The 11766-nt window shown below is 70.0% G+C and carries 11 protein-coding genes; 7 read left to right on the plus strand and 4 right to left on the minus strand.

What is annotated here, in order from left to right:
• Nucleotides 1–490: 490 nt before the first annotated feature.
• Nucleotides 491–649, minus strand: a complete 159-nt coding sequence (locus tag ACIP2X_RS37305; RefSeq protein WP_401682634.1) for a hypothetical protein — start codon at nucleotides 647–649, stop codon at nucleotides 491–493.
• 186 nt (nucleotides 650–835) lie between these two features.
• Here ACIP2X_RS37305 and ACIP2X_RS37310 point away from each other — a divergent pair, with 186 nt between their 5' ends.
• Nucleotides 836–1705 (plus strand): hypothetical protein, encoded by an 870-nt coding sequence (locus ACIP2X_RS37310; protein ID WP_401682637.1) that lies wholly within the window; start codon nucleotides 836–838, stop codon nucleotides 1703–1705.
• 114 nt (nucleotides 1706–1819) lie between these two features.
• Nucleotides 1820–2851, plus strand: a complete 1032-nt coding sequence (locus tag ACIP2X_RS37315) for a DUF3800 domain-containing protein (RefSeq protein WP_401682639.1) — start codon at nucleotides 1820–1822, stop codon at nucleotides 2849–2851.
• A gap of 197 nt (nucleotides 2852–3048) precedes the next feature.
• On the opposite strand, the gene ACIP2X_RS37320 is transcribed toward ACIP2X_RS37315, so the two are convergent.
• Nucleotides 3049–3870, minus strand: coding sequence for an HNH endonuclease (locus ACIP2X_RS37320; RefSeq protein ID WP_401682642.1), 822 nt, complete (start codon nucleotides 3868–3870; stop codon nucleotides 3049–3051).
• A 1201-nt stretch (nucleotides 3871–5071) separates the two neighbouring features.
• Between ACIP2X_RS37320 and ACIP2X_RS37325 the strand changes: the two genes are divergently transcribed.
• Complete coding sequence (locus ACIP2X_RS37325) at nucleotides 5072–5284, plus strand: hypothetical protein (protein WP_401682645.1); 213 nt, start codon at nucleotides 5072–5074, stop codon at nucleotides 5282–5284.
• Nucleotides 5285–5623: 339 nt separating this feature from the next.
• Here the strand turns inward: ACIP2X_RS37325 and ACIP2X_RS37330 are convergent, their stop codons facing one another.
• The gene (locus tag ACIP2X_RS37330; RefSeq protein WP_401682648.1) at nucleotides 5624–5773 is read right to left on the minus strand and encodes a hypothetical protein; all 150 of its coding nucleotides are present in this window, start codon (nucleotides 5771–5773) and stop codon (nucleotides 5624–5626) included.
• 520 nt (nucleotides 5774–6293) lie between these two features.
• Between ACIP2X_RS37330 and ACIP2X_RS37335 the strand changes: the two genes are divergently transcribed.
• The 4 genes from ACIP2X_RS37335 (at nucleotide 6294) to ACIP2X_RS37350 (ending at nucleotide 9882) form a co-directional block, all read left to right on the plus strand.
• Entirely contained in the window at nucleotides 6294–6608 is a 315-nt protein-coding gene (locus tag ACIP2X_RS37335; RefSeq protein WP_401682651.1) for a hypothetical protein, read from the plus strand.
• 2 nt (nucleotides 6609–6610) lie between these two features.
• The gene (locus ACIP2X_RS37340) at nucleotides 6611–7360 is read left to right on the plus strand and encodes an RNA polymerase sigma factor (RefSeq protein ID WP_401682653.1); all 750 of its coding nucleotides are present in this window, start codon (nucleotides 6611–6613) and stop codon (nucleotides 7358–7360) included.
• A 12-nt stretch (nucleotides 7361–7372) separates the two neighbouring features.
• Nucleotides 7373–8035, plus strand: a complete 663-nt coding sequence (locus ACIP2X_RS37345; RefSeq protein ID WP_401682656.1) for a hypothetical protein — start codon at nucleotides 7373–7375, stop codon at nucleotides 8033–8035.
• Nucleotides 8036–9075: 1040 nt separating this feature from the next.
• Nucleotides 9076–9882 carry a hypothetical protein gene (locus ACIP2X_RS37350; protein ID WP_401682658.1) on the plus strand — a complete coding sequence of 269 codons (807 nt, stop codon included), beginning with the start codon at nucleotides 9076–9078 and terminating at the stop codon, nucleotides 9880–9882.
• A 277-nt stretch (nucleotides 9883–10159) separates the two neighbouring features.
• On the opposite strand, the gene ACIP2X_RS37355 is transcribed toward ACIP2X_RS37350, so the two are convergent.
• Nucleotides 10160–11101 carry a hypothetical protein gene (locus tag ACIP2X_RS37355; RefSeq protein ID WP_401682661.1) on the minus strand — a complete coding sequence of 314 codons (942 nt, stop codon included), beginning with the start codon at nucleotides 11099–11101 and terminating at the stop codon, nucleotides 10160–10162.
• Nucleotides 11102–11766: the final 665 nt, after the last annotated feature.

Here is an 11766-nt window from a genome sequence, read left to right on the forward strand (position 1 = left end):
CCCGCGGAGCGGGTAAGAATCTGCTTCGCAGATTCCTAGAGAACTCCCGCGCTGCGCGCGGGAGTTGAAGTGATGACCCGCGCGTCGCGCGGGATGATGAAGTGAAACTCCTCGCGGTGCGAGGAGTTGGGCCTTGCGCTGCGCTCCAGGCCTTGTGTCCTTCCGTCAGATTCTTTGCTGAATCCGGACTTTGGGCTGGTCCCCTGTCCGGCTCTCCGCTTGCGCTCCGAGCCGGCGGTTCCTTCGTCGCTGCGCTCCTGGAAGGAACCTTGGGGTCCGTCCGCTGCGCTCCCGGACCCGGCCCGCGTTCGCGGGCGGCTGGCTACAGGGTAAGGGTGGCGTGTGGGTGACTGGCTGCTAGCTGTTTCCTCTGCTCCAGAATTTTCGGTGAATCCGGATCTCGAGTGGGTGCTCTCTTCGGGTGAGGCGCTGTCAGTTGAACCCGGCTGTGGAGGCATGGGGTTCTTCCCGGGAGTGCGGCTGGCGTGTGTCAGTCGTGCTGCCACCAAGTTACTGCGAGGCCGGCCAGAAGGGCCCCGATGTGGCGGACGGCTCCGGTGAGGAGCGCCATCGAGACAAGGCGCCGCCAGGAGGCGGGGGCGTCCGTCACGGGGTCTTGGTGCGGGGTGGCGCAGTCGTTCTTCTGCATGATGGTGTCCTTCGTTCGGCCAGGGCGCAGCGGTGCGCTGGGCAGGGTCGTGGGGTGGCGTCGCGGTCGGCTTGTGGGGGCCGCCGGGCTGTGGTGCTGCTGTGTTTCGATCGTGGCAGCCGGGTGGTGGGCGGTGCATCCTCAACTGGGGCCTGGTTGGGGCAAGAACGATGTAATTTCCACCTCGTGTACTCCTGGGAGAGCATCAGCGGGCCCGGCACCATCGACGATCTGGTGGCAGACGCCCATGCCGCCGGCTATGCGGACATGACCGTGCGGCGGGTTACCGACTGGATCGCCAAGGGGCTGTTGGACCAGCCGCGTCTGCGTACCCGGCGGCGTGGGTCGGACAAGGCCGAGCACAGCGTCAACCAGCGTCGGCTGCTGCTGCTCCTGCTGGACAAGCGCCAGCAGGTGGCGCACCTGAACGCGCTCGCGCAGGTACCGCTGGCCATGTGGCTGTGGTGGGACGGCTATGTGCCCACCCGGCAGGCGCAGCGCGCCTGGGTAACGTGGGTGGGGCGCGGTAGGCGCAGCCAGGAGGTGGCGCGCGAGGGCGCCGTGGGTCTGCTGGAGCAGGTCGTGCATCAGCTGGCCACGCCGACCGCGCGGGCCCGGTTCGTGCGGATCATCGCCGAGCTGGGCAACGGCAAAGCGCTGACAGTGCGCGGGCGGGCCGAGCTGCTGGACGCGGTACGGGACGTGATGGAGCCCGAATCGGTGTTCGCTGCCAGCGGCCTCGTCCGCGCGCTCGGGCCCGCGCAGACCCCGATGACCGTCGAGGCGGTCGTGACCTACGTCGAGGCGCTGTCCGCGGCGCTGGCCCACACCCTGGACGGGAAGGTGGACGGCGTGCTGCTGGAGCGGGCCCGGGCCGTCCACCGGGCTTCCACGGCCGACTACCTCGCCGAGCGCGGAGACCTCGCTGCGGAGGCCGGACAACTGGCCCACCTCTACCGCGCGCCCACCCTCCAGGAGCAGTTCAACCAAGCCGGGCGACAGCTCTTGCTCACCCTCGGCATGCATCTGGTCCACCGCCCCAGACGCGAGGACTGAGCCTGACGCGGGCGTGATTCTGGTCGGCGTCCGGGGAGGTGCCGGCAACCGCGGAACGGGCGCGGGGAGGCAATTGTGGTGGCCGTCGGCCTGCCAGCCCGGCATGCTCCGAGGATGAATACTCCCTCCGGCCTTCTCCCTGTCGTCTACGCCGACGAGTCCTCGAACTCCGGGCAGAACCTTCTCGATCCCCATCAGCCGGTCTTCACGCTGGCCGGAGTGCACCTGCCCGACGAACTGGCCGCGTCGATCGTGGACGAGGTCAGGTCTCAGCTTCCGTCCACCCAGGGGGAGCCCAAGTACGGATCCCTCGCCCGGTCGTCCGGCGGCCGAAAGGCCCTGAAACGGGCCTTCGGGAGCATGCCCGAGGGAAGCGTCCGCAGCTATCTGATGGACAAGCGGTTCATGGTGGTCACCAAGCTGGTCGACGTTCTGGTGGAGCCGCTGGCCGACGCGGACGGTCTCAACCTGTATGAGCGCGGGGGAAATCTGGCTCTGGCCGAGCTGCTGGGTATGGCCGGCCCGGTCATCGGGGATGCCGCGGCCTATCAGCAGATGCTGCAGGCCTTCGTCGACTGGATGCGTCAGCGGACGGCGACCGACGACTTCTTCACCGCCATAGCCGCCTACCGGGCGTCGATCCCGGCGGAGCACGCGGACTTCGCCGGATGGATCGAGCTGCTGGAATGCTGCCGACAGGTGGCCGACGCGACCGCCGCGGACCTGGCCAGCGGCGCGCAGCGCGACATCCTCGACCCGGCGGTGCCGGCGCTGTACTGCCTTTGCACCAGCTTCGGGGAGACCATCGGGCAGTTCCGTCTCGTCCATGACACCTCGAAGGTGATCGACCGGAACGCGACGCTGCTGCGCGGTGCACATCTTCTCCCCGACCCCGCCCGCCCCGGCCGCTTCAACGATCCGCTCCAGGCCGTGCAGATCGACTTCGCGGACAGCACCTCCCACCCCCAGCTCCAGATCGCGGACTGGGCCGCAGGCGCGGTACGGCAATGGGCCGCCCACCTGGCAGTGGGCGGTGGTGACCAGTTCTCGGAAGAACTCGCAGACATGGTCCAGCCATGGGTGATCGGCGGTGTATGGCCGACCGGGAAGATCGATCAGCGCGCGTCCGGCCCGGGAGGACGGTGACGGCGCCACGCATGGAGCCGCACAGCGCCAACCGGGCCAGCCGATATCCGAGGGCGTGTCACTGGTCGGCCAGGCCGCGCACGCTGCGGACAGGTGACCAGCGAAGTGCTGCGCCTGTGGCTGATGAGCAACTGGTGCACTACGCGGTGCGGTCCAGGCCCGGTGGGGCCCGGACCGCCGTTTTGGCTGCTTGCGGCCTACCCGAAGCGGGCAGCCAGGGAAGCAAGGGCCCGCTCACGATCGGCGTCGTCCAAAGACACGAGGAGCGCGGCGCACTGCTCCAGAACGACCTCACTCCGGCGCAGCACCGCGCCCGCGGTCCGGCCAGCGCCCATGTCCTGAACGGCGTCCAGCTCCACGGCCGCAGACCGCAGGCGTTCTCGGAGCTCGGTGCGGTCGGCTCCACGCGTCTTGTGGGCGTGGCAGTTGGGACACAGCGCGATCATGGCGCTCGGGTGATCGCGCCCTCCCAGGGCATGGTCGTCGATGTGGTCGACCTCCAGCAGGCAGCCGCCCGCCGCCGTCCGGTAGGGAAGCGCACGCAGGAGGCACCAGGGGTTCTCGCACAGACCTCCGCTGCGCAGCAGGACCGCCTCCCGGGCATCGCTGTCGCGCACCCGGCGCATGCCGACGGTGGTGGTACGGCTCTGGTGGCGCCCGTCCGCCTCCCGCTCCTCCACACGACGTCGCAGTTCGCGGTATCGCTCCTGGCGTCGCGGTTCGGTGAGTCGTTCCTGCCTCGGCACCGTCCGCGCACGGATCCTGCGGCGGGCGAAGGACTCTGGGCGCAGGGTCACTTCAGCGCGCACCGCGGCGGCCGGACGGTGGTCCGTATGGCGGGCGGTTTCTTCCCGCCGCCGTTGCCCCAGCCGTAGCGCCGGCACTCGATGGTGCCCGCTGGGGATCGTCCAGCGGGAGACGGCCGGAGGGCGGTCCCTGGCCGTTTCGGCGAGGAAGAGACCTGCTTCGATGGTCTTTCCCACACCGACGGAAGTCTGCGCGGCCAGCATGTAGCCCATGCCGAAACGTCCCAGGACACCTGCAGGGTGATCTTCATAGGATGCCGGGCGCAGCGCCTGCCGTCCCCCCAGCCAGGCGGGCAGGGCCCGCCGATCCGGACCGTCATTTCCTTGCACATATCCCCCTCGGTCGTGATGTTGTCGGCCAAGGCGGCAGTTTCCCACCCGCCACTGACAGTCGTCTGGCTGGGCAGGACTATCCCGGTTCGTTCCAGGCCCGTGCGCCTGCTGTACGTGTCCTAGCGCAATTGATGTGTGCCCAGGACGAGTTGCGGTGTGCCAGGCCAGAGACGTGGCAAGTGAAGAACCTGCAGGTCCACAGACCAAACATGGCGTCCGAATACAGTTGAGGCACCCCAGGCCAGAAGGCCTTCCGGGCACCAAGATCACAGCATTTCTGCCGAGAACCTTCCACCCGCCCGCGCCTTGGGCCCGTCCAGAAGGCAGCCCGAGGCGCGGGCGTTGTTCACGCGTGCCCGGCCGGCTCGCACCGGACCCTCGCTGGCCGAGGCTTCTGGCTAGCTCTCGGAGGGCTTCGCGGACGGTGGCAGGGCCATGTTGAGGAGAGCGTCGATGGCTTCCTTGCCCAGCGTGCTGTCGTGGCGGAAGGCGCATGGCAGTCGATCACAGCCGTCACGGGATGTCTGTGAACAAGGGGGACTCCCCACCTCGGCCCGCGCCTCGACGAATCCACATTGATTCAATCAATGTTGGATCATTCTTGGAATCAACCCGCGCGGTGCACTGCAGGTCAGCTGCCGCTCGGGCCGCGTTACTACCGCCATACGGCGTTCCCAATTCCGACCATCCCGGGTTGACATCACCACACCATCCAGCGCGGAACAGGTGGGATGGTGGCCACCGAAAGGTGGGTGGTGGGCGACCGATAGCCGCTGGAAACACCTGGCCAGAGGCCCACCCGTGAGGTCGAGTTGGCACGGATGGTGGACGACCTCCTTCCCCAGTTCGGGGTGACGGGTGGCGGAGTCATGGTGGGTGGTGGGGGAGTCCCGTGGTGGTGTGTGGTGACCACCCGCGCAGAAATCGCGAGGCCCGAATAACGATCGGGTACACGCCACAGTCGTTGTTCAGCGTGGCACTTAATGATGCGAGCACGGAGAAGGGCCGCCCCTTCACGGGGGGCGGCCCCTTGATCTCCGGGCTTCGAGTAGCGACCCACGACAACGCGGAGGCCTTCATCATGGCAAACCTTGAGAACCGTGCCGAGTTGGAGAGGCCGGACCTGTTCCGGTTCCAGCGTCCCACTAGCACCGAGGCTGGGCTGTACGGCCTCACGCTGGTCGTGGCGGCGGACCTCGCAGGCATTGTGCCTGACGGCTGGGGCTCGGGAGCGGCGGTCGGCCTGGTGGCGACCGCAGCGTTCGTGAAGCGGTGCGTCCGCCCCGGCCGGTAACGCCACCGGGTGGGGCACTCCGTGCGAGTGCCCCACCCGGTGGCTGCAGGGAGACGCCCTGCTGCTCGGCGGCGAAGTACACGCCGCGGACGCGGTAGTCGTCGAGCAGCACGCGGACGGCGCTCCCTCCGACTGTGAGCGTGACGACGGAACCGGCCGGGGCGGCGCTGTCGAAGGTGAAGGCGGCCGGGAGCGGCGCGCGGGCGTTGATCACCAGGTAGGTGCGGACGGAGTCCATGGGCTGGCCTCTCGAGCGGGGGCGCGCCCCGTGCGGGCCGCCCTGTACCCCTTAGGTGGCCTCCGGACCCCAGGGGACACGAACGGCCGTCCACGGCCCGTTCAGGCGGCAGCGTCGACGTAGTCGCGGGCACGGGGGACGGCGCCCTCCGCGGTCTTCAGGACCTGGCGGGCGGCGACCAGGTCCGCGCCCTGGACGCCGTGGTTCCAACAGGTCTTCCACCTGCCGTGTGTGTGCACGTAGGCCGTCATCTCGAGCAGCTCCTCGCGCAGCTTGTCGTACGCCGCGGCGACGGGCAGATTCCCGCTTATGCGCCGTACAACCTGGAGCCTTGGTGCTTTTGGCCATTGGGCCGCATCGCCTTGACGGTGTGGACGAGCCGCGACTAACTTCACCCCAGCTTTGTGTGGCCTAGGTCACATTAGTGTCCGGTTTCCTCCGTGGCGTACGTCTAGCAGGTGAAGACGTTTCACTTGCGTCCTCACGGGCCCGCCGTGCTGCTTTGGGAAGAGTCGAGCGGCGGGCCCAAAAATCTCCGCCCTGCGGGTGCCTAGTGCCGTTGACCACACTGCCGGTGCCGTCCGCAGGCGTCCTCGGGCGGCGCCGTCCGCTGTGGCCAGCCGAATCCAAACTTGCAAGCTCCCAGGGCAGGTTCATGCGTTCCCGGCCACGCCGGGGCAATATGACGGCACCCAACGGTGCGGGCTCGCGCAACGACTCTTCCCCTCGGTGCAGCAGCGGGCCCATGATCACAAAAGTGTGAGGAAGCAAGTGACCAAGAAGACCCCGTCGCCGCGCGCCGCTCAGGTGGCCCCGTGTGCGGAGACACCGGCCCGGTGGCGACGCCGTGGCCGCCGCGGCGTCGTGATCACGATCATCGTGATCGAACTCCTGCGGATCGCATACGGCCAGGTGACATGGGACAACCCGCTCGAGGGCGCGCTCATCGCCGCGATCGGCCTGCTGACCCTGGACACCCTCGCCGGCGCCGCGCGCGCCGTCGGGCGGGTGCTGCGGCGCATGGTGCCGGAGCGGATGGTGCTCGAGCGGAGGAACGGCAGGCGCCGACTCGCGTTCGGCTGGTAGCCGTGCGCACCAGCGAGTACACCGCTGGCGCCCAGGACGCAGTGGCGGCCTGGGCGCCAGCCCTGCCCCGTGCCGACGGAGCTGCGGGCGAGCACATCGCCGGCAGCCAGGAGCCCACGGCGCTCCGGAGCTCGACTCCGCCTGCGGTCGGCAAGAGTCCACCGGCCGACAGGTCCTCCCCGCCCACACCTGAGGAGGCCAAGGCCATCGTGGAAAGCGGGGCTTTCCGCGTGCTGCTCGACATCGAACCAAGACTGTCCGCGTTCCTAGGGGGCAGGCACGGCTTCGACGAGCAGACCATGCACGACATCCTGGCAATCGTCCGTGACCGCTGGATGACCCGGCTGCACCGCGGACTCGTCATCAAACCGGACAAGGTCGTCTCCTACCTGTACGCGATCGCCGGGAACGCAGCCACCGATCACCAGCGCAGGGCGTGGCGCAGACGTGAGGTCCTCACAGGTTTGTCCGACTGGGACGCGGTGCTCTCGCGGCCGGAGTACGAGCGGTCAGCCGAGGATGTCGTCACCAGCACCCTGGTGAACGAGGAACTGCTGGCCAAGGTGCAGAGCTTGCCGCACATGCAGCGGCGTGTGATCGAGCTCCTCTTCCTCAAGGAGCTGACGGTCCACGAGACCGCGGACCTTCTGGACATCCAGCCCGAGACCGCAGCGCGCTACCGCCGGATCGCGCTCAAGGCGCTGCGCAACATGTATGCCCATGCGTCCCCGGAGGCCGGGAACAAGCCCTAGGACGGCACCTTCATGAACCTGCGCACCCTCATCACGGGCTCCGTGCCCGGTACCGTCCAGATCACCGCGTACGTCTCCTGCGACACCCGCAAGGAGTTGGACGGCCTCAAACCGTTCTTCGTGGAGCAGCGCGCCCGGGCACGTGGACATCCCATGGCCTCGACCGCAGGGCTGACCCGGCGCGAGGCCGATGCCCGACGCGGTCAGTGGGAGGACCGGAAGACCGAACTGCGCCGCAGCGGGGTGCTGATCGACAGCCGCGACGCGCTGGTGACCGGCGGCCTGTGCCTGGAGATCGAACAGCGAGGATGGAACCGCGAGTGGGAGCCTTTCCCTCCCCAGGCACGAGCGCCGGGCCGTTCGGCCGGTTCCCCGGACGGCGCGTGGGAGAAGTCGGTCACGGTCCGTCTGCCCGTCGACCTGGTCAACACCGTTTACGCCGCGTGCTGGCACACCTCCAAGGAAGCCAGAACCCTGCTTGAGGAGTGGAAGCGGCGCCACCCCAAGGCCTGCCCGAAGCGGACCTCGCGTCCGGGGTGCGATGAAGCCGCCCTCGACGAGTACCGGCAGATCTGCGCGAAGATCACTCACCGGGGGGACCTCTGGCGCGCCGCCGTGCTCAACGGGCTCGACAAGGCCCGTGCCTCCCAGGACCCGGCCACGGGTATGCCGTAAGCAAGCCGAACCGGGCCGGCACAGACCCGCGCGCCATGTCACAGCCGGGTCCGTGCCGGGGAGGGTGACCCCGCTGGGCAACCGAGCACGCCGGTCGGGCGCCTGTGTCACAGTGAGCGACGAGAGCAAATAGGCGACAAGGGGGCGGGCTGTCATGCGGCGTGACCAAGGGCTTCCGGTGCTGCGGGAGAAGGAACTGGCGGCCGCCGGCGTGGACGTTGGACCGCTGCGGCAGATCTCCGTGGTAGTCGGACGTGCGGGCTGCGGCAAATGGCACGTTCCCGCCAAGGTGGCGGCGTGGCGGAGCCACTGCCGGTATGCAGAGCACCTGATGGGCAGTCCGCTCGCTCTGCGGGATGTCTGTGCGCAGGTGTGCCGTCACTGTGCCCCGGTGGTGTGTGGAGCCGGGCGAGCAGGCACTGTGGCGGGCGGCAGCTGAAGTCGTCGCGGCTGACGGGCGGGTGCCCAGGCTGGAGGAGCAGGAGGCGGGCCCGCGGTCCTGGGAGGGTTATGCGCGGGTGCTGTGGGAAGCGGCCCGCCACCGCGATGCAGACGTGCGCGGAAGGCTTGAGCCGTGGACGGCCGACCCGCTGGTTGGTGCGGGCGCGCGGCAGGTGCTCAAGGCGTGGTCGGGGGTGCTGGAGCGTTCTGAGACTGCGCTGGCAGGCTGGCGGGCGGCGGCGCCCACAGCGCGCTCCGCGACGTCGGTCAGCGGGGCGTGCGATGCGGTGACCGCCAACGGGAACGTGCGGCGCACGGCCCAGGAGTTGGCGGCCGCGGTGCTGCAGTCCCGGTGGGCGCAGCCGTTCGACGTGTGGGCGGCCGTCCGGCGGGCGTGTGGAGCAGTGTCCGGGACCAGGGCGGCGAGGCGACTGCGGCGCGTGCGGCCGCCATGCGGGCGGTGGAAACCGTCTGGGGCGGCGCACGGGTGCGTGACGTGACGGCGCTGCCGGAGCCGGCCCCTCGTGGCGGGTGCCGGGTTCGCTGCTGCCGCGCAGTGGGCGGATGCGGAGTTCCAGCACCGTTGACAGCAGTACGTGGTGGACTGCTGCAGCCGGCTGGAGGAGGCGCTGGGGGCGGCCACGGCTGACGGCGGCGACGGGTGGCAGCTGCTGCTGGTGAGCGGCTGGCCGCTGACCAGCAAGCGGGATGCGGAACTGGCCTACCTGTCCCAGTACGAGCAGCACGGGCCCACCGTCCCCTTCGGTGGCCGCCGCAGCGGCTATGGCGTTGAACCCGATCATGCTGTCGTGCTCGCCGTCCCCCGCTTCGCCGCCCGGCACGCCGTCGAGCACACCCGCGACGACCAACAGCGGGTCGTCCTCGGACCGGACCTTGTCGCGGGCAGCGCCGGGCCTGACGAGCGGGACGTGCTGGCGCTGCTGCGCGGCGCCTACCCCTATCTGCCGGTGGACGCTGAAGGCGACGGGCCGGGTGCCACGCCCACGGCCATGGTGACGGCGGCCCGGGCGGTGCGGCGCGCCGCCTACAGCGGGCCCGACTCGATGGAAGTGTACAACGACCTGGTCGTCGGCAAGTACAGCTGGGTCCCCGACGACGAACACCCCGGCCCCGCAGCCGCCGAGATGGAAAACCTTCCCGTCCACTGGCTCAGCGACTGGATGCTGTGCCTGGACGTCGAGTGCGGGATGCGTGACGAGACCGTGCTGCACCGGCTGTACGGCACCGTGACCTCCTACGAGCCCGGCACCGGCGGCGTGGGCTTCTCCCCCACGGGCGGCCACCAGGCCATCTCGGTGCCCGTCCACCGGATCGTCGCGCTCACCGGCGACCGGCAGCGGCGCAACGACGGACAGGTGCCCGCCCACAAACCGTACGAAGAGTAGAAGGCGGCGCTGCGCGCCATGATCCGCGCCTCGGAGCGCACCCACCCGCATCCGGGCACGGGCCCCGTGGCTCCCGACCGCCGGGGTTGGCTGCCAGCACAGCAGTCTCAATGCCGCAGACGAAACGGTCCAGGGAGCGGCCCCGGGCCCAAAAGAGGGCGGCGCCGACGCCGGTGGCGGCGGCGTCCTGGTGCCGCCGTTGCGCGACGCCGGCGGGTCGTGGGCCAGGCCTTCTACGCAAAGGGCGGTACGGGGGGAAGCCAGGTGATGTGAGTGCTCAAGGCTCGTCGACATAGCGCAGGACGACGGTCCGGCGTACGCCTGTCTCCATCATGGCCTGAGCCCGGTGCTGGCCGTTGATGTAACCGGTGCCGCTGGATGGCTGGATCGCGTCCGAGATGCTGAACAGGCTAGCCAGCGCCTCATTCTCCCAGCGGGTGGCGCCGGTCTCGGCCGCGTGGGCGGTGGCGAGCTCCTCCATGTCGTCGGGGCCCACGGACTGCGCACGCGCCCGGTGGAGGACCTGCAGCGCCATCGCGTTGACCCGGTGCCAGTCGCCGCCGTGGTACCAGCAGCAGGTACGGGCACCGCCGCGGCGCGGCACGACCTGGCTCAGCCAGCGGCGCCACCCGTTCACGCCGGCCGGCATGCACTCAGGCTCACGGAAGGGGGCCGGCCGGGCAAGGCGCACCACCGCGAACTCCTCGAACACCAGGAGCGGTTCCGGCTCGGCGGCGCGCGGTGCGTAGCCGTCGCCGCGGTCCGCGGCGACAGGTGTCCCGACCAGATCCTGCAGCTGATCGTGGGTGATCACCGACCACTTCGGGCCTCGTGGGCGGTAGCGGTCAGAGTCGGCGAACGCCACGCGGCGGAAGCGGGTTTCCTGGTGTGATGGTTCAGACCAGAGCTGCCTTTCCACCCACACCGGCGGCTGGTCTTCGGCGGGGCAGTGCCTCTCCCACACTGCGCCCGCGAACCTCTCTGCCCCGTTCATCAGGCTCATGCCCTCCGCGCCGGCAATCTGGGTCGCCACCGCGACCGGGCGTGCGCCGTCAGCGGTGAACAGCTGCAGCCGGAAGGTCGCCGATAGCCCGGGCACGGTGAACATGTGGTCGTCCACGCTTAGCCGACGCGGAGCCGACAGGGCGCGCATCTCGTCCGGGCCATGGGGACGCGGTGCCGATCCGGGGGCTGGGTCGGCGTGCAAGTCGTCGGTCATCCTCCGATCATTGCCGACCTCGCCCCCGTGGCGCCCGGGCCCGGCAGCCCGGCCCCCAGGATCCGGTGCTTTCCCCGCCGCAGCGGCCGTCGCAGGGGGCGCTGGAAGAGGTGGCGGCGTGGTCACGCCTGCCCGCCGAGGAGGAGCGGGCGGAGCTCGTAGCTGCGAGCCAGGGTCAGGGCTGACGCGCGCGCAGCGGCCGGTGCTGCGTCCTAAGCCGCTTGCCCGCCGCAGCCCGGCCCGGCCCGGCCCGGCCCGCAGATCGGATCCGGCCGGGTTTCCCCCATGAGGATGCGTGATGCCGTCGGGGTCGAATCCTGTCGGCCAGCTCGCGGCCTGCGCGGGAGACAGGAAGGTGTGCTCGGCCACGCCAAGGTGCCTGAGCAGGGCGGCGGTTGCCTCCCGCAGGAGTTCGGCGTCGATGATCGTCAGGGTCTTGCCCGTGGCGGTCGCGGTCCCCGCGGCCGCCGCCACGAGCGTCTCCCCCCCCCCCCAGTCCCTGCCCGTAGACGACCAGTCCGCCCCGGCCGTCGACGAGTTCGGCAACGCAGTCCCGGACCACGGGGTGCTTCAACAGGTCGGCGTCCAGCATCAGCTTCTCCCCCTGTGTGCGGCCGCGTGAGTGCGGGCGGTGAAGCCGCCAGCATGGCAGGTGGCCGGGCGCG

Origin of the sequence: Streptomyces sp. NPDC089424 (assembly GCF_044749345.1) — a bacterium.
Classification (GTDB): Bacteria; Actinomycetota; Actinomycetes; order Streptomycetales; family Streptomycetaceae; genus Streptomyces.